Here is a 25480-nt window from a genome sequence, read left to right on the forward strand (position 1 = left end):
AGGCGACCTCGCCGCACTGCTCACCGGCGGCGACACCTGGACAGTCACCGGCTGACGGTTCCGCTCCGGACATGCGAAAGGGCCTGGACGTCTCGCCCAGGCCCTTTGTCCGTTCCGGTCACGCGTCGGGGATGTCCCGCTTCGCGCGGAGCAATGTGTCACGGGTAATGACGACGATTCGCTCATAGTCTGCCCGGGCGGCGTCGGCCGGGAGAAGGGCATCGAGTTCTTCGGTGCGATCCGTACCAATAACGGCAAAATTACCGTCACTGAGTTCGAATAGATCGGGGCAGGTCTCGTTGGTGTGACTGCCTCTCATGCGAGGCGGGTCTCCGAGGCGACGGATGATAACAGCTGCAGAATGTTCGCTGAGCACTCGGAGAGCCTTCTGTTGGTCGGAACGGTTATTTTTCCGGCCATTTTAATTGTGCCACATCACATCGGGTGGTGATGCCGCACGTCAGGGGCACGGCGGCTCCCCTAAATGCCCGACAACCCACCATTCATCTGGATCATCGGCGAGTTCTTCCATAATGGTGTCAACGGCTTCACCCACCCGCCGTTCCACGGAGTCGGCCGGAAGACTTCTGCGATGCTCGCCCGTTCGGTCCCAATACTCCGCAAAAAGGGAATTCCTACAGAGAATCCTCAGGTGACCGAGGAGTTCCCTCCAGTCGAACGTCCCTATGCGATAGGACAGGAGGAGAGACGCGTACTGACGGTTGGCGAAGATCATCTGTCGACGCTTGGCCTCGGAGATCCCGCCCAGCGTACTCCGCGCATCGGCCAGCGAAGGGTCGTCCATCGTCCGGTCCATCTGTTCCATGGCGATGCGGTATTCCTGGATCAGGTTGGCGCGGCGCACCTCCTCGGTCATACGCGCCAACTGCCGCAGAAGTTCTGCGAAGAACTCGTCCTGATTCCTGCGCCGGGCGGCACCGCGGGCGAAGGGAGAACGCAGCCGGGCCAGCCCCGCCACCATTGCAGAACCGATACTTCGCGCGGCCGAATTCCGTGTGGGCATGTGACGGCATCCCCCTGATCTGACGGCCCGCGATCCGACCAGGGGGAACGCAGGCTGGGCACAGCAGTCGCGCACCCCACCCCAAGCGTGCCCGGGAACTCAAGGCGGCGTGGGAGGCGGAGAGGGGGCGCATGGATGGTTGGGTCTCACATGTCGACCAACGCCCTGACACCCGTGTGCCCCCTGGCGCCGTGCACATGCCCTCAGTCACCCGGGGCACACCACGTCGCTCCTGCTCAGAGCGCCCTCTTCCGCGCGTCGTAAACCTCCCGCGCCTTCTCCACCTCCCCCATCCGCGCCTCCGTCCACAGCGCCAGCCCCCGCACCTGTTCCGCCGCCTCGCGGCCCAGGTCGGTCAGGGAGTAGTCGACCCTCGGCGGGATCACCGGCTGCGCGTCGCGGTGGACCAGGCCGTCGCGCTCCAGGGTCTGGAGGGTCTGGGCCAGCATCTTCTCGCTCACCGGTTTCACCTGCCCGACCGCCCGGCGGAGTTCACTGAAGCGGTACGGGCGGTCAAGGAGCTCGATGAGGACCAGGACGCCCCAGCGGGACGTGACGTGTTCCAGGATCAGGCGGTACGGGCACATCGTCTCGCCGCCGGTGTACTTGCCCGCCACCTCGCTGCTTACTGCCATGCCAGTACCTTACTTCAAAGTGGGTACTTTCGCAGAGTTAGCGCACCACCTAGGGTTAGTGCCATCGCACCCCACAAGGAGCCGTCATCATGAGCATCGTCGTCACCGGAGCCACCGGACACCTCGGCCGTCACGTAGTGGAACAGCTGCTGGAGAAGGTTCCGGCCGACCAGATCACCGCCGTCGTGCGCACCCCGGAGAAGGCCGCCGACTTCGCGGAGCGCGGCGTGAAGATCGCGGTCGCCGACTACAACACCCCGGAGACCTTCGACTCCGTCTTCGCCGCCGGCGACAAGGTGCTGCTGATCTCCGGCAACGAGTTCGACAAGGGCCGGGTCGAGCAGCACAAGGTCGTCATCGCGGCGGCCAAGGCGGCCGGTGTCGCCCTCCTCGCCTACACCAGCGCCCCCGGCACCCTCACCGCCGCCCTGGCCGACGACCACCACGGCACCGAGGAGGCCCTGCTCGCCTCCGGGCTGCCGTACACCCTGCTGCGCAACGGCTGGTACAACGAGAACTACACCGAGCAGCTCGCCCCGGTCCTGGAGCACAACGCCGTCGTGGCCGCCGCCGGTGACGGCCGGATCTCCTCCGCCTCCCGCGCCGACTACGCCGCTGCCGCCGTCGCCGTACTGACCGGCGAGGGCCACGAGAACAAGACGTACGAGCTGGGTGGCGACGAGGCGTGGAGCCTGGCCGAATACGCGGCCGAGCTGAGCCGGCAGACCGGCAAGGAGATCGCCTACAACAACGTCCCCGGCGAGGTCCTCATCGGCATCCTCACCGGCGCCGGGCTGCCCGAGCCGTTCGCCGCGATCCTCGCCGGTGTCGACGCCTCCATCGAGAAGGGCGAGCTGGTCATCGCCACCGGTGACCTGTCCCGCCTCTCCGGCCGTCCGACCACGCCGATCACCGAGTCGATCGCGCTCGCGCTCAAGGGCTGACACCGCCCGCGCACGGGAGCTCCCCCGCTTGTCATGACCGTATGGCGATACGGGCATGACAGACGGGGGCGCTCGGCGCTACCTTCGTGCAGGTTGCACCGACGCAGCCGGGCAGGCGCGCGAAGGAGGGGCCCGTGAGCGGGAAGCCGAGCAGGCCGAAGGGCGAACAGCACCGCATAGGGCTGCTGAACGGCTTCGCGGCGTACGGCATGTGGGGACTGGTCCCGCTGTTCTGGCCGCTGCTGAAGCCGGCCGGCGCCGCCGAGATCCTCGCCCACCGGATGGTGTGGTCGCTCGCCTTCGTCGTCGTGGCACTGCTCGTGGTCCGGCGCTGGGCCTGGATCGGTGAACTGCTGCGCCAGCCGCGCAAGTTGGGGCTCGTCGCGATCGCCGCGGGCTTCATCACCGTCAACTGGGGCGTCTACATCTGGGCCGTCAACAGCGGCCACGTCGTCGAGGCCTCGCTCGGCTACTTCATCAACCCCCTCGTCACCATCGCGATCGGCGTCCTGCTCCTGAAGGAACGGCTGCGCCCGGCCCAGTGGGCCGCGGTCGGCGTCGGTCTCGCCGCCGTGATCGTGCTGACCGTCGGCTACGGGCAGCCGCCGTGGATCTCCCTCTGCCTCGCCTTCTCCTTCGCGACCTACGGGCTGGTCAAGAAGAAGGTGAACCTCGGCGGCATCGAGTCGCTGGCCGCGGAGACCGCGATCCAGTTCCTGCCCGCGCTCGGCTATCTGCTGTGGCTCGGCGCGCACGGCGAAGCGACGTTCGCACAGGAGGGCGCCGGGCACGCCGCGCTCCTCGCCTCCACCGGCATCGTCACCGCACTCCCCCTCGTCTGCTTCGGCGCGGCGGCGATCCGGGTGCCGTTGTCGACGCTGGGCCTGCTGCAGTACCTGGCACCGGTCTTCCAGTTCCTGCTCGGCATCCTCTACTTCCACGAGTCCATGCCACCCGCACGCTGGGCGGGCTTCGCGCTGGTGTGGCTGGCCCTCGTCCTGCTGACGACGGACGCGTGGCGCACGGCGCGCAGGGGCAGGGCGGCAGCGACGGCAGCTGCGACAGCGGTCCTCCAGGACAAGGCCGCGGGCGCGACCGCGAGTACGAACCCGGTGGACACGGTGGACACGGTGGAGGCGTAGTCCGGCGAACGCGTCCTGTCAGTGCCGGGTGCCACAGTGGAAGGCATGACACAGACTCCCGAGCCGACAGGCACCCCCGCCCCGGTCCACTGGAAGCTCGTCATCGATGCCGCCGACCCGCACGCGCAGGCGGACTTCTGGGCCGCCGCGCTGCACTACGAGGCCGAGGACAACAGCGCGCTCGTCGAACGGCTCCTGGAACTCGGCGCGTTGCCCGCCGCCGCGACCGTCGACTTCCACGGCCGCCCGGCCTTCCGCGACCTGATGGCCGTACGGCATCCCGACGACCCGTACGACAAGGAGCGCGGCACCGGGCTCGGCCGGCGGCTGTTGTTCCAGCGGGTGCCGGAGGCGAAGACCGTCAAGAACCGGCTGCACATCGATCTGCATCCGGGCGAGGGACGGCGGGAGGCCGAGGTGGCACGGCTGACGGGGCTGGGGGCGAGCGTGCTGCGCCAGGTGTCGGAGCCCGCCGGTGCGTGGGTGGTGATGGCGGACCCGGAGGGCAACGAGTTCTGCGTGTCGTAGGCCTTTCCCGCAGCCGTTCCCGCAGCCTTTCGCGCCCGGGGGTTCAGTCGGCGGCCCGGCGGGCGCGTTCGGTGAGGCGGCCCATGCGGGCGCGGGCGGACTCCAGTTGCTCGATGTCCTCGACGGCGGGGCCGTCCTCGGTGGTGAGTTCGGTCCACAGGTCGATCAGGGCGCGGCCGAGGGACAGGCCCTGTCCGGGATCGCGTACGGCACGCCAGGCGGTGGCCGCGCTCTGGACGCTGCCGTAGGCGCCCTCCGCGTCGTGGGCGCGGTGGCGGATGTGGGCGAGGTCGAGGGAAAGGTGGAAGGAGCGGACCGGGTCACCGGCCAAGTAGGCGATGTAGGCGGTGAGTTCGCGCAGCCGCTGCACTTCGAGGTGGTCCGGCCCGAGGGCGCCGGCCGCCTCGTCCACGGTCCGCTCCGCGAGCCCCGCCGCCTCCTCGATCCGCCCCGCCTTCACGGCCTCGTTGATCCGCGCCATCGGCTCCGCGAGAAACGCGACGCCTTCTCCGGCGGTCACCACCGGATCGTCCCCGAGCACGGCCTCGGCCACCGCGTCGAACCCACGCGCGGGCGTCGGCTTGGGATCCGGTTCGGGAGCGGTGAGCACCAGGTCGGGGATAGGGGCCGGGGTGGATACGGGTACTGGCGTGGGGCTGAGGCTGGAGCTCGGTGCGGACGTGGGGATGGCCTGCGGTGAAGCGTCCATGCTCGGCGGCGGACCGAACTGCCCCGTCGGGGCCTGGACCGAGCCGAGCGGTGTGCCGGTCTGCGCCGACTCCGGCACGGCGGCCAGCGGGAACGTGGGTGCCGACTCCCCCGCCGACTCGGGCACCGCCCGCAACGGAAACGTCGGGACCACCTGCCCCGCCGCCCCTCCCTCGTACTCCGACACCGGCACCGGCACCGCCCGCAGCCGATGCGTCGCCGGGTCGTCGCCCGACCGACGGTCCTCAGGAAGCGCAGGTGAGAGCGAGGGCGGAAGCGCAGGCGGGAGCGCAGGCTGCGGCGGCGGATAGCCCGCCGGAGCACCCGTACCCGAGGGCGCCACAAGCTCACCCCGCACAGCCACCTCCCCAGTTCCCGCACCCGCTGCCGTCCCCGTCGCCCGCGGCTCCGCCGTGAAGTGCGTAGAACCGTCCAGGTCTATCTGGAGGGGGACGACATAGCCGATGCGGTCGTCGTGGATCGTGGCGTGGACGGGGTGGCCGGTGGCCGTGGCGATGCGGTGGAGGTGGGTCAGGACCACCTGCTGGATCTCCTCGCCCGGGGGCACGGTGACCGGCACGCCGCCGATCGACGCGCCGCCCGCGCCCGGGCCGTCCACGGGGACGCGTACCTCGAAGGGTGACGCCGCGGGTGCCGAGCGTGCCGCTCGCTTCTGTTCCCGCTTCTTCTCGCGGCTGAGTCGAGACATCGGTTCCCTCACTCGCATGCGCCGGAGAGCCGGCCGGCGCTCCCCAGCGTCAAGATCCGTTCGTACGCGTACTGTTGAGTCTCGCCGTTCCCTTCCGGTTCTCAGGTCACCGCGACGTCACAGCCTCGTCCCAGGAGTTCCCGGACCCGTCGCGCCCGTTCGGAGGCCGTGAGGATCCGGCGGGGCCACGAGGGAGGAACTCGGTCATGCAGACAGGCGGACGGCGGGGGCCGGAGATCTGGCTCCGCGGACCGGTGGACGACGGTCCACGCGCGGGCACACCTGCGGCGCCCGAGCGCATCTCCAGTATCCCCGCTTCCCGGCGCCGCTTCTCCTGGGTCGCCACCCACGGCGGCGCCGGCGTCACCACCCTCACGACGGTCTACGGCGGCCAGGACTGCGGACGCGACTGGCCCGGGCCCGAGGACCCGCCGTCGGTGCTGCTCGTCGCCCGTACGCACGCGGCCGGGCTGGCGTCCGTCTCGCGGGCCGTGGAGGTGTTCCGGCGCGGGGCGGCGCCGGCCGGGCTGGACCTCGACGCGGTGGTCCTCGTCGCGGACGCGCCGGGGCGGCTGCCGCGCGAGCTCGCCGCGCATGTCAGGGCGATCGAGTCGGTGATCGACGTGTACCGGGTGCCCTGGGTGCCGGCCTGGCGGCTCGGCGATCCGAGCGGTGAGCCGCCCCGCGAGACCGAGGCCCTGATCCGGCTCACGGGGGCGGACCGGCACCCGCATCCGCACCCTCACCCCATGGACAAGTAATTGCGCGCGCATATAATGCAGACGGCTATAACAATCGCGCGCCGACTACCTCTGGGGGACCCATGACCCGCCGTTTCCTCTTCGTCCTGGGCAGCGCCCGCACCGACGGCAACAGCGAGCTGCTCGCCCGCCGGGCCGCCGAGCAACTGCCCCCGGACGTCGAGCAGCAGTGGATACGCCTCGCCGAGCACCCGCTCCCCGACTTCGTGGACATCCGGCGCGACGGTCCCGTCCAGGCGCCCACCGACGACAACGTCAAGCGGCTCCTCGACGCCACCCTCGCCGCGACCGACATCGTGATCGCCTCGCCGGTCTACTGGTACTCCGTGTCCGGCCTCACCAAGCGCTACCTGGACTACTGGTCCGACTGGCTGCGCGTCCCCGGCGCGGACTTCAAGGCCACGATGGCCGGCCGCACCCTCTGGGGCGTCTCCGTCCTCGCCGACGAGGAAGAGGCGGTCGCCGACCCGCTGGTCGGCACGCTCAACAACTCGGCCGCGTACATGAAGATGTTCTTCGGCGGGGTCCTGCTGGGCAACGGCAGCGCACGCGGCGACGTGCTGAAGGACGAGCGGGCGCTGTCCCGCGCGAAGACGTTCTTCGCACAGGACGCGGCCCTCGCGCGCTTCCCGCACGAGACGAACGGATACCTGACCGGCCGCAGTGCCGTGGCGCTTATGCCGTGATGTCCTTCGCCGTGAACCTCGCCCACGCCGCCGACCCGAACACCGCCGCGTAGAGAACCTGCAGGCCGAGGTTCTTCACCAGGTCGTCCCAGTAGACCGGCTCGCGCATGAGGTCGGCGAAGGACAGCCAGTAGTGGGAGAAGAAGTACGGCTGGAGCGCGTGCAGTTGGGGGATCTGGTCGAGGATCTGGACGGTGATCAGCAGGCCCACGGTCGTCGCCATCGCCGCGATGCCACTGCTCGTCATCGTCGAGATGAAGAGCCCCAGGGCCGCTATGCCGATGAGGGAGGCGGCGACCACCAGCGCGATCAGCAACGCCCGGCCCAGTCCGTCCGCGAAGCTGATCTGGGTGCCGGAGATCGTCGTCAGGTCGCCCAGGGGGAAGAGCAGCGCCCCGACCGTCAGCGCCGAGAGCGCCACGACCAGGGTCGCCACCAGGCAGAACGTCATCACCGTCGCGTACTTGGTGAGCAGCAGGCGGGTGCGGCCGGCCGGGGCCACCAGGAGGTAGCGCAGAGTGCCGCCGCTGGCCTCGCCCGCGATCGCGTCGCCCGCGACGACCCCGATCGCCATGGGCAGGAAGAACGGGAGGGTCGCGGCCAGGGCGGTGAACACCAGGAACAGGCCGTTGTTGGTGATCTGCGCGATGAACGCCGGCCCTCCCCCGCCGTCCCCGCGCCCGGGCCCGGACCCGTCCTGGGTCTCCAGTTTGACCGCGATGCCGACCAGGATCGGCACGGCGGCCAGGACGCCGAGCAGTGCGAGGGTGCGCCAGCGGCGGAACGTGGTGACCAGCTCGCTGCGCAGCAGTCCGAAGGTCCACAACGGGCTGACTCTGCGCAGCACTTCAGCCTGCGACATCGAAGCCCTCCCCCGTGAGCGCCACGAACGCGTCCTCCAGGGAGGCCCGTTCGACGCCGAAGCCGCGGACGCGGACCCCGGCGGTCACCAACGCCTTGTTCACCTCGGCCAGTTCACGGTCCGGCGGCTCGGCCGTCACCCGCTCCTCGGCTACGACCACGTCGGCCAGCCCCTGTTCCTTCAGCACCCGTGCCGCGTCTCCGGTGTCCGGGGTCGTCACGACCAGCCGCCCCCTCGCCCCGGCCGCCAGCTCGGTCACCGAGCCCTGGGTGATCAGTCTGCCCTGGGCCATGACCGCCGCGTGGGTGCAGACCTGCTCGATCTCGTCCAGGAGGTGGGAGGAGAGAAAGACCGTCGTGCCGTCCGAGGCCAACTCCCGGATCAGGGAACGGATTTCACGCATGCCCTGCGGGTCGAGGCCGTTGGTCGGCTCGTCCAGGACGAGCAGCTTGCGGGGCTGGAGCAGTGCGGAGGCGAGGCCCAGCCGCTGCTTCATGCCCAGGGAGTACGCCTTGGCCTTCTTGCCGGAGGCCGCCGTCAGTCCGACCCGGTCGAGGGCGGCGGCGACACGGGTCCGCCGGGTGCGCGGGTCGGCGGTCGGGTCGGCGGCGTCGTAGCGCAGGAGGTTGTCGCGGCCGGAGAGGAAGCCGTACAGGGCGGGGCCCTCGATCAGGGCGCCGACGTGCGGCAGGACCGTGCGGACGGATCTCGGCATGGGGCGGCCCAGGACGCGGGCCGTGCCGGAGGTGGGTTCGATCAGGCCCATCAGCATGCGGATGGTGGTGGTCTTGCCGGAGCCGTTGGGACCGAGGAAGCCGAAGACGCTACCCGCCGGGACGGTCAGGTCGAGACCGTCCACGGCGAGCTGTCCGCCGCGGAAGCGCTTGGTGAGGCCGCGGGTGGCGATGATGCCGTCACCCGCGTCCACCACCTGCCGTGATCCCGGCTCTGCGGCGGACGGTTCGTCCATCGGCTCCCTCAATTCCCGTGCTCCACAAGGTACTTGCCTACTTCGCCGCGTCGGCCGCCTTCACCAGCGCGCTCTTGGTGACCGCGCCGACGTAGACCTTGCCGTCGTCGGTGACCAGGGCGTTGATCAGGCGGGTCGAGTAGACCGTGCCCGAACCGAAGGAGCCCTTCACCTGGTCGCCGAGCGAGCTGAGGAAGCCGCCGAGGTCTCCGCCGCCGGACGAGGAGCCGCCGGACGGGATGCCCTGGCCGCCGGTCTCGAAGACGGCGATGGAGTTCCAGCCCTTGCCGATGACCGTCGGGTCGTCGGTGCTCTTGCCGAGGCCCTTGTCGGCCTTGCCAGGCTTGTCGTTCTTGCCGAACGGGGCGGAGTGGTCCGGGGTCGCCTTCGCCGGGCTGTCCTCCGTGGTGACCTTCGCGCCCTTGGGCACCTTGAAGTCGAAGGTGGAGGCGGCCGGCTTGGCGAGGCTGAGCTGGGTGAAGCCGACGTCGACGACGGCCGCGCCACCGCTCGCCGGGGTGAGCGTGAACTTGAGCGGCAGACCGGTCTTCGCGTCCACCGCGATGCTGATCGTGCCGACCGTCGTGCCGGACTGCTTGGGCTTGATCAGCAGCTTGTAGGCGTCGCGGCCCGCGACGTGCTCGGTGCCGTCGACCGTGACCGAGGTGGTGTCGTCGACCGACTTCAGCGCCTCGTCGGTGAGGCCCTTGGGCGTGGCCTTGGTCTCGTCGCTCTTGGACGCGTCGGCGGAGGTCGTGGCGTGGTAGACCTCGTTCGACTGGCTGTCGTAGCCCCAGACGTCCTTGCCGTTGTGGATGAGGCTGTACTCCGCCGCGTTCTCCAGCAGGGAGACCTTCTGCTTGTCGGGGCCGTCGGCCGCGACGCGCAGGGTGTGGCTGCCGGTGGCCAGCTCGGTGAGCTTGCCGGTCGGGTCGGCGGAGGAGCCGTCGCCGGACTTCGTGGCGCCCGACAGCATGCTGCTCTCCAGGCCGCCGAGGTCGGGCAGGCCCAGGTCCGTGCTGATCTTGACCGTGCCGGACAGCTGCTGGACGTCCGACTTGGCGACCTTGTCGAGGAGCTGCTGTGCGGTGATCTTCGGGAGATTCGGGTCGCCGGAGTCGGCGAGCGCGGGGACCAGTCCGATGGTCGCCGCCGCCACCCCCACCACGGTGACCGGGACGATGTACCGCGCCGCCCTGCGCCGCCCGGACCGGAGCTCGTCAGCCTCTCCGGTGTCCGTGCTGTCGTCGGTTTCGTACGGTGCCATGTCTGCCTTACCTCCGTCGTCGGCGGCGGCCGGTCCGTCTTCTGCGCGTCCCACCCTGTGCCGCCATTCTCACCCGAATCGGTGAGGAGTGGTGATTTCCGTGTTCTCCATCTGACCAAATCGGCGAGGGATAAGCGTCAGACCGGGGAGCCAACTCCGCGTACACCTGGGGTATGACACACGGAGGCGACGCCTCCCCGAAACCCCTAGGGGAAGGCGCCGCCCGCACAGGTCAGTTGACCTGCATCGAGTAGAAACCGTCTTGAATCCGTACATATGAGTGGCAGCACATCGCATCGACCGAAGGGGTCGCCATGCACGCCACCCAGCACCTCACCGGATACGCGGTCACGGGCGCCGCGATCCTGACCCTCACGCTCGCCGGATGCGGAAGCGGCGGCAGCAGTGGAAGCGGCGGCTCGGCCGGCACACCGGCCGCGGTCACCACGGCGACGACCCTCATGACCGCCAAGGTCGACAAAGTGGGCACCGTCGTGACCGACAGCAAGGGGTACGTCCTGTACCGCTTCGACGCCGATTCCGTCCACCCGACGAAGGTCACCTGTTACGGCACCTGCGCGGTGGTCTGGCCCGCGGCGACCGTCAAGGGTTCCGTCACCGTCAAGGGCATCGACAAGAGCCTCGTCTCGACAGTGAAGCGCTCCGGCGGGACCTCGCAGCTCACGCTGGCCGGCTGGCCCCTCTACCGGTACGCCAAGGACGACAAGCCCAAGGAGGCCTACGGCCAGGGCGTGGACGGCACCTGGTGGGCGGTGACGCCCACCGGGGCGAAGGCCACGACAGCCACCGCCTCCAGCACGGGAGGCAGCGGCTACTGAACGGGACTCAGCCCGCCCGGTGCACCACCGCGTCGCACATCTCCAGGAGGGCGACCTTGGCGTCGCACTCGGGGAGCGGGGCCAGGGCCGAGCGGGCGTCCTCCGCGTAGCGGACGGTGTCGCGGCGGGCCTGTTCCAGGGCCGGGTGGTCGCGGAGCCGGGAGATGGCCTCGGCGAGGCGGTCGTCGTCCGTGAGGTCGGAGTCGAGGAGTTCGCACAGGGCGATGTCCTCGGCCAGTCCGAGGCGGTCCGCCCGCTCCCGGAGCCGTAGCACCGGCAGGGTGGGGATGCCCTCGCGCAGGTCCGTGCCGGGGGTCTTGCCGGACTCGTGGCCGTCCGAGGCGATGTCCAGGACGTCGTCGGCGAGTTGGAAGGCAACGCCGAGCCGCTCGCCGTACTGGGTGAGGACGTCCACGACCGTGTCGTCGCAGCCGGACATCATCGCGCCGAACCGGCAGGCGACCGCGACCAGGGAGCCGGTCTTGCCGCCGAGCACGTCGAGGTAGTGCTCGACCGGGTCGCGCCCGTCGGAGGGGCCGGCGGTCTCCAGGATCTGGCCGGTGACCAGCCGCTCGAACGCCTCGGCCTGCACACGCACCGCCTCGGGCCCGAGATCGGCCAGGGTGTGCGACGCGCGCGCGAAGAGGAAGTCGCCGGTGAGGACCGCGACCGAGTTGCCCCAGCGGGTGTTGGCGCTGTCCACGCCTCGGCGCACGGCCGCCTCGTCCATCACGTCGTCGTGGTAGAGCGTGGCGAGATGGGTCAGCTCGACGACGACCGCGGAGGGGACGACCCCCGGCGCGTAGGGATCGCCGAACTGCGCGGCGAGCATGACGAGGAGCGGCCTGAACCGCTTCCCACCCGCGCGCACGAGATGCTGGGCGGCCTCCGTGATGAAGGGCACCTCGCTCTTGGTGGCTTCGAGCAGACCCTCCTCGACTGCCGCCATTCCGGCCTGGACATCGGCTTCCAGAGCCTGGTCCCGCACGCTCAGCCCGAACGGCCCGACGACGGTCACGAGGGGTCTCCTGTCTGCTGGTGTCCCTGGGCGGTCACACGGATTGTCGATAGGTCGCTGCCTTCACTCAAGTCAGCGTATCCGGTCGGCTTTCGATCACAGGTGCCACCCACCACAGTCCAGGCCGGGCGGTATCGGATCACGACCGGTATGTTTTTGATCACCTGATAAGAACGGATAACTATCTATTTAGGTGGAAGCCGCGGATGGTGTCCCGAACCGCACTCGAGGCCGAGCCCGCCGACCAGCCGCCTCCCGAGGACGACCACGCCTTCTTCGGCCAGCCCAAGGGGCTGCTCACGCTCTCCGGTCTTGAGGTCTGGGAGCGCTTCTCGTTCCTGGGCATGCAGGCCATCCTCGTCCTCTACTTCGCGGATACCGTCGCGCACGGCGGCATGGGCATGTCGTCCGGAACGGCCGCATCCGTATCCGCAGCCTACGGAACCCTGGTCTATCTCGTCTCGGTCGCGGGCGGCTGGCTCGCCGACCGCATCCTCGGCTCGTACCGCGCGGTGCTGTGGGGCGGCGTCCTCATCGCCTGCGGGCACTACGCGATGGCGGTCCCCACGGGCACGATGACCTGGGTGGGCCTCGGCCTGATCAGCGCCGGCACCGGCCTGCTCAAGCCCAACGTGGCCACCATGGTCGGCAGGCTCTACCGCACCGACGACGAGCGCCGGGACGCCGGTTTCGCGCTCTACTACATGGCGATCAACATCGGCGCCTTCGCGGGCCCGCTGATCACCGGCTGGCTCGGCGATCACGAGGGCTGGCACTGGGGCTTCTCGGCCGCCGCGGTCGGCATGACCTTCGGACTGATCCAGTACGTCGCCGGCCGCCGCCACCTCGCCGGGCGCAGGAACACCGCCGAGTTCGCGCTCGCGCCGGACGCGCTGCACCGCGCGGTGCGACCGATCGTCGTAGGGATCGTGGTCGCCGCCGTGCTCGCGACCGGCCTGGCCCTCGCCGGATGGCTCACGATGGGCCGCTTCGTGGACCTGCTGACCGTCGTCTCGGTCATCGCCCCGGTCGTGTACTTCGCAGTGATGTTCATGAGCCCGCGCGTGACCCCCGAGGAACGCGGCCGACTGCGCCCGTACATCATGCTGTTCCTGGCCTCCACGGTCTTCAACTTCATTCTCTTCCAGGCCTATTCGACGATGATGCTGCTGGCCGCGTCGAACGCCGAGACGACCATCCTGGGCTTCGACTTCCCCGCGAGCTGGTACGCAAGCGCGCTCGGCGCCTTCGAGGTCGGGCTCGCGCCCGTGGTCGCCGCGCTCTGGGTCCGCATGGGCCGGAGCCAGCCGCACGCCTCCGACAAGATCGCGATCGGGGTCGTCCTGGGCGGCCTCTCCTTCCTGCTGATGGTCCTGCCGACCAGCGGGCACAGCGGCGACGCCTACCGGATGTCGGCCTGGTGGATCGTCGGCTCGTACTTCCTGCTCGGCCTCGGCGACATCCTCCTGGAGACCTCCGGCATGTCGGCCACCACGAAGCTCGCCCCGGCCGCCTTCTCCAGCCAGACCATGTCCCTCTGGTTCCTGTCCCTCGCCCTCGCGAACGGCATCCAGGCCCAGACGGTGAAGCTCTACGACGACGTCTCCAAACCGGCCTACTTCGGCGTCAACGGCGCGATCGCGGTGGCCGCCGGCCTCGCGGTGACGGCCGCCGCGCCCTGGCTGCGCCGCACCATGCACCCGGTCCACTGAACCCAGGGGTCCCCTCATGCGCATCCGTACGTCCTTCCCCCACGAGACGACCCACGAGGACATCCGCATCCCCCTCGCGGACGGAACACGCCTCTACGCGCGCGTGTGGCGCCCGTTGACGGACGAGCCCGTCCCCGCGCTCCTCGAATACCTCCCGTACCGCCTGACCGACTGGACCGCGCCCCGGGACGCCCAGCGCCACCCCTGGTACGCGGGCCACGGCTACGCCTCCGTCCGGGTCGACGTCCGGGGCCACGGCAACAGCGAGGGCGCGCCCGGCGACGAGTACGACGCGCAGGAACTCGCCGACGGCGTCGAGGTGGTCAACTGGCTTGCCGGGCAACCCTGGTGCACCGGCAAGGTGGGCATGTTCGGCATCTCGTGGGGCGGCTTCAACTCCCTCCAGATCGCCGCCCTCGCGCCGGAGCCGTTGAAGGCGATCGTCACCGTCTGCTCCACGGACGACCGCTACGACAACGACGTGCACTACATGGGCGGTTCGGCCCTCGCCGTCGACCTGCACGCCTGGGCCGCGACCATGCTCGCCTTCGTCGCTCGCCCGCCGGACCCCGAGTACGCGGGCCTGATCTGGCGCGACATGTGGCTCAAGCGCCTCGAACGGATCGACCCGTTCATCCACACCTGGCTCGCCCACCAGCTCCGCGACGACTACTGGAAGCACGGCAGCGTCTGCGAGGACTACGGCGCGATCAGCGCGGCCGTCCTGGCGGTGGGCGGCTGGCACGACCCGTACCGCGACACGGTCCTACGGCTCGTCCAGCACCTCCCGCCCGACCGGGTACGCGGCCTGATCGGCCCCTGGTCCCACCAGTACCCCGACCGGGGCCTGCCGCCGGGCCCCGCGATCGGCTTCCTCCAGGAGACCCTGCGCTGGTGGGACCACTGGCTGAAGGACAAGGACACCGGCGTCACCGCCGACCCGCTCCTGCGCGCCTACGTCAGCGACTCGCACCCGCCCGCCACGGTCTACGACACCCTGCCGGGCCGTTGGGTCGGCGAGCCCTCCTGGCCCTCGCCGCACGTGAAGACGACGACGTACGGCCTCCGGGGCGCGCCCGTCCTGGTGCGCTCCCCCATGCACACCGGTGTGGACGCGGGCCGTTTCTTCCCGTTCGGGAACGACGCCGATCTGCCGCCGGACCAGCGGGACGAGGACGCGCGGTCGGCGTGCTTCGAGTTCGAGGTGCCGGCCGAGACGTGGGTGCTGGGGCGGCCGAGGGTACGGCTGCGGCTGACGAGTGAGGTGGAGCGCGGGCAGGTGATCGCGAGGCTGTGCGATGTCGCCCCGGACGGCTCCTCGACGCTGGTCACCCGGGGTGTGCTGAACCTGTCGGCGCGGCACGGGCGGGACCGGGCGGTGCCGTGGACGCCGGGTGCCACCGAAGACGTGACCTTCGAGCTGAACGGCATCGGGCACGCGTTTCCGCCGGGGCATCGCATCCGGCTCGCGGTGTCGTCGGCGTACTGGCCGTGGATCTGGCCGCAGCCGGGGTCGGGTGCGGGGTTCACGCTGGATCCGGAGGGGAGTGCGATGGAACTCCCGGTGCGGGAGCGGGAGTTGACGGGCGATATTCGCTTCGACGAGCCCGAGGAGGCCGCGCCGATCGGGGTCAACCACGCGGCCACGCTGGACGAGCCGCGGCCCGAGCGGCTGGTCGTGCGGGATGTCGCGAAGGGCGAGTGGCGGCTGGAGGTGGACCCCCGGTACGGCGGCACGCGTGTGTATCCGGACGGGCTCGAGTTCACCGAGGACGCGCTGGAGACGTACACGATCGACGAGTCGGATCCGTTGTCCGCCCGCACGCGGTCCGACTGGACGATCCGGCTGCATCGGCCGGAGCCGGGATGGGACACGACCGTGCGGACGCGGTCGGAGATTACCTGCGACGAAACGTACTTTATTACCTTGAATGAGGTGATCTGCACCGAGGGCAGCGAAGTGATCTTTCACCACACTTGGGAGAAAAGGATTCCGAGAACTGCCAGTTGAGGACGAATGCCCGATTTGCCGTTCTTAATCTCGCCGTGAGTTGGGTCACGCGTTCCTGTGCATGGCCTATGGTCCGGCACGCTGGCGTTTCCCCTTGCGGCGATTGACAGTTGACCCTTGGCTCGCGCAAAGGATCAAGTGCCCCATACGCCTCAGACCAAGGTCAATAGGGGTTAGGTGTGATTCCGCCACTTGTTCCGGACATGTGCTCTCGCATAGTTTCCCGGCCTGTCGAGCGGAACGCCGAATCCTGCCGCCGCCCGGCATCCCAGTCACGAACTTCTCGCACGGCAGGAGCGGGGGACCCAGGTAAGTCGCCGGACCGGTCACGCACCGGGACGGCTTGGGGTTAAGTCACGTCCGTGAGGGCGTGGCCGGGCACCTCCCAGCCCGAACCCGACAGCTCACCTCGCAGGCGACGGAGAGGAACCTCGTCATGCCTGCATCCGCTCAGTCCCGCCGCGCCCGACTCGTCCGCCGCGTGGTCGTCGCCGGCACCGGTGCCGCGATACTCGCCCTGCCGATCGTCGGGGCGACCACCGCCTCGGCCGCCACGACCTCGTCGACCACGGTCGCCGGGTACCCCAACACCCTTGACGGGTGGATCCGTGAGTCGCTCGCGATCATGGCGCAGAAGGGGATTCCGGGGACGTACAACGGGATCTACCGCAACGTGATCCGTGAGTCGTCCGGCAACCCGTACGCGATCAACAACTGGGACTCCAACGCGGCGGCGGGTACGCCGTCGAAGGGGCTTCTCCAGGTCATCGACCCGACGTTCAACGCGTATCACGTTGTCGGGACTTCGTTCGACCCGTATGACCCGGTCGCGAACATCACGGCTGCTTGCAACTACGCGGCGGCGGTTTATGGGTCGATCGACAACGTGTACGGGGCTTACTAGAAACGTTGGACCAGCCACGACGGGTTGTTTGTTCGACTCTCGCGCCGTCGTGGCTGGTCGCGCAGTTCCCCGCGCCCCTGAAGGGGCGCGTTTCAGTTGAAGAGTCTTTCAAGGACCTCGGCGATTCCGTCGTCCTCGTTCGACTTTGTCACCTCGTCCGCCACCGCCTTGAGTTCGGGGTGGGCGTTGGCCATCGCCACCCCATGTGCCGCCCAGTCGAACATCGGGATGTCGTTCGGCATGTCGCCGAAGGCGATGGTGTCGGCGGGGTGCAGACCGAGGTGTTGGGCGGCCAGGGCCAGGCCTGTCGCCTTGGTGATGCCGAGTGGCTGGAGTTCGACGGTGCCGGGGCCCGACATGGTGACCGAGGCCAGTGAACCGACCACCGAGCGCGCCGTGGACGCCAACTCGTCGTCCTCCAGGGCCGGGTGACGGAGCAACACCTTGCTGATCGGTTCGGACCACAAGTCGTCGCGCCTGCCCACCCGCACCGCGGGGAGCGTGGGGTGCGGCATCAAGTAGCCGGGCTCGATCAGTGTGAGGCCGTCCACTCCGTCCTGGTCCACCGCCGCGTACACCTGGCCCACTTCCGCCTCGATCTTGCCGAGTGCGGTCTCCGCCAACTCCCTGTCCAGGGTGACCGACCAGAGCAGACGGTCCGCGCCGGCGTCGTACAACTGCGCGCCCTGTCCGCACACCGCGAGCCCCCTGCTGCCGAGGTCTTCGAGCAGCGGGCGCACCCTCGGGGCGGGCCGGCCGGTGACGACGAGATGCCGGGCGCCGGCCGCCGTCACCCTCGCGAGTGCGATGCGGGACCGGTCGGAGAGCGTGTCGTCGCCGCGCAGCAGCGTTCCGTCCAGGTCGGTGGCGATCAGTGCATATGCGAGGGGTGCGGCCATGATCAGAGAATACGGATGGAACGCCCCACCGACTCGACACGAACCGGACGGCTGCTGCCTTCACATACGTCTACCCGCGTTCCGGTTGGTTTGACAGTTACGGCGGTTATGCCGACTCCCGGATCACCAGTTCGGTGGGCAGGATCACGCCCGCCGTGTCCTCGCCGGCGATCTGCGCGAGCAGCATGCGGACCATCTCGGCGCTGATGCGGTCGTAGGGCTGGCGCATGGTCGTGAGGGCGGGGGTGATCGCCGTGGCCGCCGCCGAGTCGTCGAAGCCTCCGACAGCGATGTCATCCGGGACCGAACGGCCGGATTGCTGAAGGGTGTTGACGACTCCCAGGGCCATCAGGTCCGAGGCTACGAACACCGCGTCTATGTCGGGGGCCTGTGTGAGGAGTCTGCGGGCTGCCTCCTCGCCTCCCGTGCGGCGGTAGTCGCCCTCCACGACGAGGGTCGGGTCGTGCGGGAGGCCTGCCTCGGTGAGGACGTCCCGATAGCCGGCCAGGCGGTCGGGGCCGCCGGGGGCGTCGAGCGGGCCGGTGACCATGGCGATGCGGCGTCTGCCCCGGGAGATGAGGTGGCGGACCATCTCCTGGGCGCCGTCGCGGTCGGCGGCGGCCACGTAGCTGTACTTGGAGGCGGGGCCGAGCGGTTTGCCGCAGGCCACCAACGGGATGCCCGCGTGGCGGAGTTCGGCCGCCACCGGGTCGCCGCTGTGGTTGGAGACGAGGAGGACGCCGTCCACGTGGCCCGAGGTGATGTAGCGGGTGAGGCGGCGGCGGTCGTCCTTGGAGGAGGCCAGCATCAGGAGCAGGGGGATGTCGTGGCGGGCCAGGTGTTCGGTGCAACCCCGCAGCAGGACATTGAAGTTGGGGTCCTCGAAGAACTTCTCCTGCGGTTCGGTGAGGAGGAACGCCACCGAGTCCGACCGTCCGGTGCTCAGGGAGCGGGCGTGCCGGTTGACGACGTAGCCCGTCTTCCTGATCGCCGTCTCCACGGCGGTGCGGGCGGCCGGTGAGACGTAGTGGCCGCCGTTGAGGAACCGGGAGACGGTCCCCCGCGAGACGCCTGCCTCCCGGGCCACGTCGTGGATGGTGGGCGGTTTGCGGCGTCCGTTCGGACTGGTGGTCATGTTCCTCGTTCTGCCGGTTCAGTGGGGGGAGTTGGAGCGCGGTACCTGTCTCACGCCTTGACCGAGCCGCTCAGCAGGTCCAGCGACCAGAAGCGCTGGATCACCAGGAAGAGCGCGATCAGCGGCAGGATCGCGAGGAAGCAGCCCATGATGACCAGGGTGTAGAGGGCGGGTTGGGAGGCGCCCTGGTTGAGCAGGGTGTAAAGGCCCAGTGTGATCGGGAACTTGGTGTCGTCCGCGAGCATCACGTACGGCAGCAGGAAGTTGTTCCAGATGCCGACGAACTGGAACAGGAACACCGTGATGAGCCCCGGCATCATCATCGGCACCGCGATCCGCGAGAAGATCCGCCACTCGCTCGCGCCGTCCATGCGGGCGGCTTCGAGGAGTTCGGCGGGCACCGAGGCCGCCGCGTAGATCCGGACGAGGTAGACGCCGTAGGGGGAGAGGATCGACGGGAGGAGCATCGACCAGTACGAGTCGGCCAGGCCCAGCTTGGAGAGGAGCAGGTACTGCGGGACCGTCAGGACGATGCTGGGGACCAGGACGCCGGCCAGCATCAGCTTGAAGACGAACTCCCGCCCCTTGAAGGCGAATCGGCCCAGTGCGTAGCCGCCGGCGGCCGAGACCGCGGCGGAGAGCAGGGCGCCGCCGCCCGCGTAGAAGAGGGAGTTGACCATCCACTGCCAGTAGATGCCGTCCCGGTAGGAGCTCAACTCCTTGAGGTTGTCGAGGAATCCGGTGCCGGGGGCGAAGGTGAAGGTGGAGAAAAGTTCGCCGTGGCCCTTGCTGGCCGCGATGACCACCCAGGCCACGGGGATCAGGCAGTAGAGCGAGCCGAGGATGAGCACCAGGGTCGGCACCCAGGCGGTGCGCTTCGGCTTGCTGAGGCCCTGGTCGGCGTCGGCGGTGAGGGTGAGGGGGGTCATGCCCGGTCCTCCCGGGTGTAGCGGTCGGAGACGCGCAGCAGGGTGAAGGAGAGTGCGAAGGTCGCCAGGGCCAGCACCACGGCGGTGGCGGAGGCGCCGTAGATGTCCGACCGGAGGAAGGCGGCGTCGTAGATGGCCATCAGCGGACTCCAGGAACCGGAGATGCCGTTGGTCAGCGGCTTGAGCGCCATGGGCTCGGTGAAGACCTGGAGCGTGGCGATGACCGAGAAGAAGAACGTGAGCACGAGGGACGGCATCACGATCGGGATCTTGATCCGCAGCGCGATCTTCAGGTCGGAGGCGCCGTCGATGCGGGCGGCCTCGTAGATCTCCTGCGGGATCGAGCGCAGGGCCGTGTAGATGACGATCATGTTGAAGCCGGTGCCGCCCCACACCGCGATGTTCGCGAAGGACAGGTACAGGTTGCCGCCGTCGAACAGGTCAGGCTGCGGGAGGTTGAACTCGCGCAGGATGTAGTAGAAGGGGCTGACCGTCGGGAGGTAGAGGAAGCCCCACATGAGGGCGGCGATGATGCCGGGGACGGCGTACGGCAGGAAGATCGCCAGCCGGGCGAACTTGGCGCTGCGGGCCTGCGGGGTGTCCAGCATCAGCGCAAAGACCAGGGCCAGACCGAGCATCGTGGGGATGACGATCAGGCCGTAGCCGAAGGCGCGCAGGACGCTGTGGCCGAACTCGGAGTCGTTCAGGACGTCGGTGTAGTTGCCGATGCCGTTCCACACCTGCTGACGGGCGCCCTTGCCGAGGCCGATGCCCTTGACCTGGACCTTGTGGAGACTGAGCCACACCGCGTACCCGATCGGTACGACGGTGAAGGCGGCGAACAGGAGCACGGCCGGTACCAGGAACCAGTACGGCGCGCTGCGGCCACGGCGGCGGAGGCGGCGGGGGCGGACGGAGGTGGCGGTGCCGTCCGCCAAGGGCCCGGCCGTCGTCCGGTCGGAGCCCTTGAGCGGAGTGCTGGTCATGCCTCGGTCACCTTGAAGCCCTGCTTCTTCATGTCGGTGAAGGTCGCCGACTGCATGGTGGCGAGCGCGGTGTCGAACTGGGCCGCCTTCTTCGCCTTGGTGGCCTTGCCGAACGCGTCGCTGAAGGTGTCGTAGGCGACCTGGACGTTCGGGCCCCAGGCGGAGGCGGCCGTGGTCGCGGCGATCTTCGCGGCCGTGTCGTAGAAGTCGGTCTGGTTCGGGAAGAACGCGGGCGGGGTGAGGACCGAGCCGGACTGGCCCTTGGTGGCCGCCGGGTAGATGGCGACCTCCTTGACCAGGGCGGCCAGCGCCTCCGGGTCGGTGTTCAGCCAGGCCGCGAACTTGGCCGCGGCCTCGGCGTGCTTGGAGTCGGTGGAGACACCGGTGGAGGAACCGCCCCAGCTGCCGGTGACGCTCTCGCCCGCGCTCCACTGCGGCAGCGGCGCCATCCGCCATTTGCCCTTGGTGTCGGGGGCGGAGCTGACCAGCACACCGGGCGCCCACACGGCGGAGACCCAGGCGATGTTGGTGCCCTTGTTCAGCGCGTTGTTCCAAGCCGGCGTGTACATCGGCTGGTTCTCGATCACGCCCTCCTGGACCAGACCGCCCCAGAAGTCCGCGACCTTCTTGGTGGCCGCGTCGTCGATGCCCACGGTCCACTTGCCGCCGTCGCCCACGGTCCACCACTTGGCACCGGCCTGCTGCGCCAACCCGGCGAACAGACCGGGGTCGTTGGAGGAGAACGTCGTCAAGTAGGCGTTCGGAAGTGCCTTCTTGGCGGCGCGGGCGGTCTTGGCGAAGTCGTCCCAGGTGGCGGGGACGGTCAGGTTGTGCTGCTTGAACAGGTCCTCGCGGTAGAAGAACATCAGCGGGCCGGAGTCCTGCGGTATCGCGTACACCGCGTCGGTGCCGAGCGTCACCATGGCCCAAAGGCCCTCGGCGAACTCGGACTTGGCGGACTTCGCGTACTTCGAGATGTCGGCGAGGACGTCGTTCGACACCAGCGTCGGCAGCGACTGGTACTCGACCTGGATCAGGTCGGGGGCGTTGCCCGCCTTCTTCGCGGTGATCAGCTTGGAGACGATGTCCTTGCCGGCGGCCTGCTTGGAGACGGTGACCGTGATGTCCGGGTTCTTCTTGTTCCAGATCGCGGCGACCTTGTCCATGTTCGGCGCCCAGGACCAGTAGGTCAGCTTGACGGGCCCGCTGCTCTTGCCGGAGTCGTCGTCGGAACCGCCGCAGGCGGCGAGGGTGCCGGTGAGGCCGACAGCTGCTGCCCCGGCAAGGATGCTGCGCCTGCTGAACTGGTGGCGGTGGATCGACATCTTCATCTCCCCTGACTGAGTGCGAGCCTGTCCACGGCTCTGTGACCGTGCACAGTAGAGAATTGTTTCGGACCCTTGTCAATGGGTGTCGCCTGGGGTTACCTACTTGTTGCTGATGGGTGCGACCCGCGACCACCTATGTGCACGATCACAGAAATAGCCATCAACTTCGGGAGCGAACCTATGCCGTCCCCCGCCCCGCACGACCGTCTGCCGCTCGCCTTCGGAGGTGACTACAACCCCGAGCAGTGGCCGCGGGAGGTCTGGGAGGAGGACGTACGGCTGATGCGGGAGGCCGGTGTCACGGCGGTCTCCCTCGGCGTCTTCTCCTGGGCCCGGATGGAACCGCGACCGGGCGAGTACGACTGGGAGTGGCTGGACACGGTGATCGGCCTGCTGCACGGGGCGGGCATCGCGGTGAACCTCGGCACGCCGACCGTCGTACCGCCCGCGTGGTTCTACCGCGCGCACCCTGACGCGCTACCGGTGACACGCGAGGGCGTGCGCCTCGCCTTCGGCTCGCGCGGCGCGATCTGCCACTCGAACCCCGACTACCGTGCCGCCGCGGCCACGATCACGCGCGTGCTGGCCGAGCGCTACGGCAGCCACCCGGCAGTCGTCCTGTGGCACGTCCACAACGAGTACGGCGCCCCGGTGCTCGCCTGCTACTGCGATGTCTGTGCGGCGGCCTTCCGGGGGTGGCTGCGGGAGCGCTACGACACCCTCGACGCCCTCAACCACGCCTGGGGAACGGCGTTTTGGGGCCAGCAGTACGGCGACTGGGAGGAGATCACCCCGCCGCGCGCGACCCCGTCCGTATGCAATCCCACCCAGCAACTCGACTACCACCGCTTCGCCGACGCGCAGGCCCGCGCCAACTTCGTGGCCGAACGGGACATCCTGCACCGGCTCTCCCCCGGCGTGCCCGTCACCACCAACTTCATGGTCGCGCCGAGCCAGGGCCAGACCGTCGACTACTGGGCCTGGGCGAAGGAGGTCGACCTCGTCACCAACGACCACTACCTGATGACCGACGGCCGCCGCACCCACGTGAACCTGGCGCTGGCTGCGGACCTGACCCGCTCGGTGGCGGGCGGCGGCCCCTGGCTGCTCCTGGAACACGCCACGTCCGGGGTCAACTGGCAGCCGTACAACCCCGCGAAGCGCCCCGGCGAGATGGCCCGCAACTCACTCGGGCACGTGGCACGGGGCTCCGAGGGCGCGATGTTCTTCCAGTGGCGGCAGTCGCAGTCGGGCGCGGAGAAGTTCCATACGGCGATGCTGGCGAACTCCGGTACGGACAACCGGGGTTGGCGCGAGGTGACGGACCTGGGCCGACGCATCGCCGGTCTCGCCGATCTGAGGGGTACGCGGACCCGGGGTGACGTGGCGATGGTGTGGTCGTGGGACTCCTGGTGGGCGCAGAGCCTGGAGTGGCGGCCGAGCCAGGACCTGGACGCGCGGGAGCGGTTGGATTCCTTCTACGAGGCGCTCTACGACCGGCACTTGACGGTGGACTTCCTGCCGCCGACGGGGTTGGGGGACCTGGATCCGTCCCGGTATCCGCTGCTGGTGGTACCGCAGTTGTACTCCGCGCCGGCGGGGGTCGGCGCCGACCTGGAGCGGTACGTGTCGCGGGGCGGGACGGTACTGGTCTCCTTCTTCTCCGGGATCGTCGACGAGAACGACACGCTGCATCCGGGCGCGTATCCGGGCGCGCTGCGGGACGTACTCGGCCTGACCGTCGAGGAGTTCGACCCGTTGCTGCCGGGTGAGGTGGTGTCGGTCCGGGGGACGGACGGCGCGCTGTACGAGGCGGATCTGTGGTCCGAGGTCGTGATCCCGGGTGCGGGCTGCGAGACGGTCGCGGTCTTCGCGGACGGTCGTACGGCGGGAGGGGCGGCGCTGACGCGGCACGCGGTGGGGTCGGGGGCGGCGTGGTACCTGGCGACACGGCTGACGGGTGCCGACCTGGCCGCCGTGGTGGACCTCGCCCTCGCGGACGCCGGGATCACGCCGGTCGATCTGCCGCGCGATGTCGAACTCGTCGTACGGGAGGGCGAGTCGGGGACGTTCCGCTTCGCGGTGAACCACACCGGGAGCGAGGTGAAGGTGGTGCTGCCGGACGGAAGTTGGGCGGCGGTACCGGCGGGCGGGGTGGAGGTCTTCCGGGACCCGCGCTGAACCTCGGCTCAACTCGCTTGTTTCTTCTGTCTCTTTTGCCTCTAGGGGCACTTACCGAAGGGAAGCTCTGTGATGCGCAGACGCAGTGTTCTTACGGCGGCGGGTGCCGCAGCGCTCGCGATACCGGTGCTGGGCGCGGCGCCCGCGGTGGCCGCGACGCCCGCGGACCGGCGCCGGCTGGAGATCCGGGGGATGGACATCTCCTCCCTCCCCAAGGACGAGGCGTACGGCGCGGTGTATCGCCGAGCGGACGGCCGCAGGGACGACCCGATCCGCATCCTGGCCGACGCGGGCGTCACCCACGCCCGCCTCAAGGTCTGGGTGAACCCGGCCGACGGCTACAACAACAAGAAGCACATCCTCCCGCTGGCGAAGCGGCTGCGCCGGGCCGGGATCGGCATCTGGGTCGACTTCCACTACTCCGACACATGGGCGGACCCGTCCCACCAGACCAAGCCGGCGGCCTGGGCGGACCTGGATGTGGCGGGCCTGACGAGGGCGGTCTACGACCACACGGCCGACGTGCTGGGCGCGCTGCGCCGCCAGGGCACTCCGGCCGACCTGGTGCAGATCGGCAACGAGATCAACGGCGGCCTGCTCTGGCCCACCGGCAAGAACTGGGGTGACGACGCCGGGGGTTGGGGCAACCTGACGACATTCCTGAAGGCGGGTCTGACGGCGGCGCGCGACACCACCCCCCGCATCCGCACGATGCTCCACATCGCCTCGGGCGGCGACAACGGCACGTCGCGCTGGTGGTACGACAACGTGGTGGCCGACGGCGTCGACTTCGACATCATCGCCCAGTCGTACTACCCGTTCTGGCACGGCGCCCCGGCGGCTGCGGCGGCCAACTTGGCGGATCTGGCGGCGCGTTACGACAAGCCGGTGCTGATCGCGGAGACGGCGTATCCGTTCACGCTGGAGAGCGAGGACGCGACGAACGACATCATGTACGACCCCTCGCAGCTGACGGAGGGGTACCCGGCCACCCCGGCGGGGCAGGCGGCGTGGCTGCGCACGGTGGCGGACCTGATGGTGGATGTGCCCGGCAACAAGGGCCTGGGCTACTGCTACTGGGAAGGCGTATGGACGTACCGGGCCGGTGACGGCTGGGACCCGACCGACCCGACGTCCGGAAACGCGTGGGAGAACCTGGCGCTGTTCGACTTCCAGGACAGGGCACTGCCGGGGTTGAGGACGCTGGGGCGGTACCGGTCGTAACACCTCCGCGTGACGAGTCCAACCCGTACGGTGACTGTCCGGTGCTTGTCCAGTGATGTCCGGGCTGTCGACAGGGGC

24 protein-coding genes and 1 riboswitch are annotated in these 25480 nt (G+C 69.4%); of the genes, 11 read left to right on the forward strand and 13 right to left on the reverse strand.

The window, feature by feature from the left end; translation table 11 throughout:
* Positions 1–118: 118 nt before the first annotated feature.
* The 3 genes from OC490_RS44110 to OC490_RS44120 all read right to left on the reverse strand — a co-directional run bounded on the left by OC490_RS44110 (position 119) and on the right by OC490_RS44120 (position 1659).
* Complete coding sequence (locus OC490_RS44110; RefSeq protein ID WP_262063703.1) at positions 119–319, reverse strand: hypothetical protein; 201 nt, start codon at positions 317–319, stop codon at positions 119–121.
* A gap of 141 nt (positions 320–460) precedes the next feature.
* On the reverse strand, positions 461–1024 hold the full coding sequence (locus tag OC490_RS44115) for a DUF6082 family protein (RefSeq protein ID WP_262063704.1): 564 nt from the start codon (positions 1022–1024) through the stop codon (positions 461–463).
* A gap of 236 nt (positions 1025–1260) precedes the next feature.
* Positions 1261–1659: a winged helix-turn-helix transcriptional regulator gene (locus OC490_RS44120; RefSeq protein ID WP_262063705.1), complete on the reverse strand. Its 399-nt coding sequence runs from the start codon at positions 1657–1659 to the stop codon at positions 1261–1263.
* 89 nt (positions 1660–1748) lie between these two features.
* On the opposite strand from OC490_RS44120, the gene OC490_RS44125 reads away from it, so the two are divergent.
* The 3 genes from OC490_RS44125 (at position 1749) to OC490_RS44135 (ending at position 4273) form a co-directional block, all read left to right on the forward strand.
* On the forward strand, positions 1749–2603 hold the full coding sequence (locus OC490_RS44125; RefSeq protein WP_262063706.1) for an NAD(P)H-binding protein: 855 nt from the start codon (positions 1749–1751) through the stop codon (positions 2601–2603).
* A 134-nt stretch (positions 2604–2737) separates the two neighbouring features.
* Positions 2738–3745 (forward strand): EamA family transporter RarD, encoded by a 1008-nt coding sequence (gene rarD, locus OC490_RS44130; RefSeq protein ID WP_262063707.1) that lies wholly within the window; start codon positions 2738–2740, stop codon positions 3743–3745.
* Positions 3746–3790: 45 nt separating this feature from the next.
* Positions 3791–4273: a VOC family protein gene (locus tag OC490_RS44135; RefSeq protein ID WP_262063708.1), complete on the forward strand. Its 483-nt coding sequence runs from the start codon at positions 3791–3793 to the stop codon at positions 4271–4273.
* 43 nt (positions 4274–4316) lie between these two features.
* On the opposite strand, the gene OC490_RS44140 is transcribed toward OC490_RS44135, so the two are convergent.
* On the reverse strand, positions 4317–5690 hold the full coding sequence (locus OC490_RS44140) for a tetratricopeptide repeat protein (RefSeq protein WP_262063709.1): 1374 nt from the start codon (positions 5688–5690) through the stop codon (positions 4317–4319).
* Between the two features lie 206 nt (positions 5691–5896).
* Between OC490_RS44140 and OC490_RS44145 the strand changes: the two genes are divergently transcribed.
* On the forward strand, positions 5897–6451 hold the full coding sequence (locus tag OC490_RS44145) for a DUF6668 family protein (protein ID WP_262063710.1): 555 nt from the start codon (positions 5897–5899) through the stop codon (positions 6449–6451).
* A 62-nt stretch (positions 6452–6513) separates the two neighbouring features.
* Positions 6514–7137 (forward strand): flavodoxin family protein, encoded by a 624-nt coding sequence (locus tag OC490_RS44150; RefSeq protein WP_262063711.1) that lies wholly within the window; start codon positions 6514–6516, stop codon positions 7135–7137.
* On the opposite strand, the gene OC490_RS44155 is transcribed toward OC490_RS44150, so the two are convergent.
* The 3 genes from OC490_RS44155 to OC490_RS44165 are packed head-to-tail and all read right to left on the reverse strand — an operon-like array spanning position 7127 to position 10236.
* The gene (locus OC490_RS44155; protein ID WP_262063712.1) at positions 7127–7999 is read right to left on the reverse strand and encodes an ABC transporter permease; all 873 of its coding nucleotides are present in this window, start codon (positions 7997–7999) and stop codon (positions 7127–7129) included. The genes OC490_RS44150 and OC490_RS44155 overlap by 11 nt on opposite strands.
* Positions 7986–8969: an ABC transporter ATP-binding protein gene (locus tag OC490_RS44160; protein ID WP_262063713.1), complete on the reverse strand. Its 984-nt coding sequence runs from the start codon at positions 8967–8969 to the stop codon at positions 7986–7988. Before OC490_RS44160 ends, OC490_RS44155 begins: the two co-directional genes overlap by 14 nt.
* 37 nt (positions 8970–9006) lie before the next feature.
* A complete protein-coding gene (locus OC490_RS44165; RefSeq protein WP_262063714.1) occupies positions 9007–10236 on the reverse strand; it encodes a LolA family protein in 1230 nt (409 codons plus the stop codon).
* Positions 10237–10550: 314 nt separating this feature from the next.
* Between OC490_RS44165 and OC490_RS44170 the strand changes: the two genes are divergently transcribed.
* Positions 10551–11075: a hypothetical protein gene (locus tag OC490_RS44170; protein WP_262063715.1), complete on the forward strand. Its 525-nt coding sequence runs from the start codon at positions 10551–10553 to the stop codon at positions 11073–11075.
* A 7-nt stretch (positions 11076–11082) separates the two neighbouring features.
* Here OC490_RS44170 and OC490_RS44175 read toward each other — a convergent pair whose 3' ends face one another.
* Positions 11083–12093, reverse strand: coding sequence for a polyprenyl synthetase family protein (locus tag OC490_RS44175; RefSeq protein WP_262063716.1), 1011 nt, complete (start codon positions 12091–12093; stop codon positions 11083–11085).
* A gap of 206 nt (positions 12094–12299) precedes the next feature.
* Here OC490_RS44175 and OC490_RS44180 point away from each other — a divergent pair, with 206 nt between their 5' ends.
* The 3 genes from OC490_RS44180 to OC490_RS44190 all read left to right on the forward strand — a co-directional run bounded on the left by OC490_RS44180 (position 12300) and on the right by OC490_RS44190 (position 16720).
* Positions 12300–13805 (forward strand): peptide MFS transporter, encoded by a 1506-nt coding sequence (locus OC490_RS44180; protein WP_262063717.1) that lies wholly within the window; start codon positions 12300–12302, stop codon positions 13803–13805.
* Positions 13806–13821: 16 nt separating this feature from the next.
* Positions 13822–15816 carry a CocE/NonD family hydrolase gene (locus OC490_RS44185; protein ID WP_262063718.1) on the forward strand — a complete coding sequence of 665 codons (1995 nt, stop codon included), beginning with the start codon at positions 13822–13824 and terminating at the stop codon, positions 15814–15816.
* A 231-nt stretch (positions 15817–16047) separates the two neighbouring features.
* Positions 16048–16247, forward strand: a riboswitch (cyclic di-AMP (ydaO/yuaA leader).
* Positions 16248–16252: 5 nt separating this feature from the next.
* Positions 16253–16720, forward strand: coding sequence for a transglycosylase SLT domain-containing protein (locus OC490_RS44190; RefSeq protein ID WP_262063719.1), 468 nt, complete (start codon positions 16253–16255; stop codon positions 16718–16720).
* A 92-nt stretch (positions 16721–16812) separates the two neighbouring features.
* Here OC490_RS44190 and OC490_RS44195 read toward each other — a convergent pair whose 3' ends face one another.
* The 5 genes from OC490_RS44195 to OC490_RS44215 form a co-directional block, all read right to left on the reverse strand.
* The gene (locus tag OC490_RS44195; protein WP_262063720.1) at positions 16813–17619 is read right to left on the reverse strand and encodes an HAD family hydrolase; all 807 of its coding nucleotides are present in this window, start codon (positions 17617–17619) and stop codon (positions 16813–16815) included.
* A gap of 106 nt (positions 17620–17725) precedes the next feature.
* On the reverse strand, positions 17726–18754 hold the full coding sequence (locus OC490_RS44200) for a LacI family DNA-binding transcriptional regulator (protein WP_262063721.1): 1029 nt from the start codon (positions 18752–18754) through the stop codon (positions 17726–17728).
* Between the two features lie 50 nt (positions 18755–18804).
* Positions 18805–19683, reverse strand: coding sequence for a carbohydrate ABC transporter permease (locus tag OC490_RS44205; protein WP_262063722.1), 879 nt, complete (start codon positions 19681–19683; stop codon positions 18805–18807).
* Positions 19680–20669 (reverse strand): carbohydrate ABC transporter permease, encoded by a 990-nt coding sequence (locus OC490_RS44210; protein WP_262063723.1) that lies wholly within the window; start codon positions 20667–20669, stop codon positions 19680–19682. The genes OC490_RS44205 and OC490_RS44210 overlap by 4 nt, the downstream gene beginning before the upstream one ends.
* Positions 20666–22000: an ABC transporter substrate-binding protein gene (locus tag OC490_RS44215; RefSeq protein ID WP_262063724.1), complete on the reverse strand. Its 1335-nt coding sequence runs from the start codon at positions 21998–22000 to the stop codon at positions 20666–20668. Before OC490_RS44215 ends, OC490_RS44210 begins: the two co-directional genes overlap by 4 nt.
* Before the next feature lie 177 nt (positions 22001–22177).
* Between OC490_RS44215 and OC490_RS44220 the strand changes: the two genes are divergently transcribed.
* Positions 22178–24178: a beta-galactosidase gene (locus tag OC490_RS44220; protein ID WP_262063725.1), complete on the forward strand. Its 2001-nt coding sequence runs from the start codon at positions 22178–22180 to the stop codon at positions 24176–24178.
* Between the two features lie 72 nt (positions 24179–24250).
* Positions 24251–25402: an arabinogalactan endo-beta-1,4-galactanase gene (locus OC490_RS44225; RefSeq protein WP_262063726.1), complete on the forward strand. Its 1152-nt coding sequence runs from the start codon at positions 24251–24253 to the stop codon at positions 25400–25402.
* Positions 25403–25480: the final 78 nt, after the last annotated feature.

Source organism: Streptomyces sp. STR69, assembly GCF_024519455.1.
Lineage (GTDB): Bacteria > Actinomycetota > Actinomycetes > Streptomycetales > Streptomycetaceae > Streptomyces.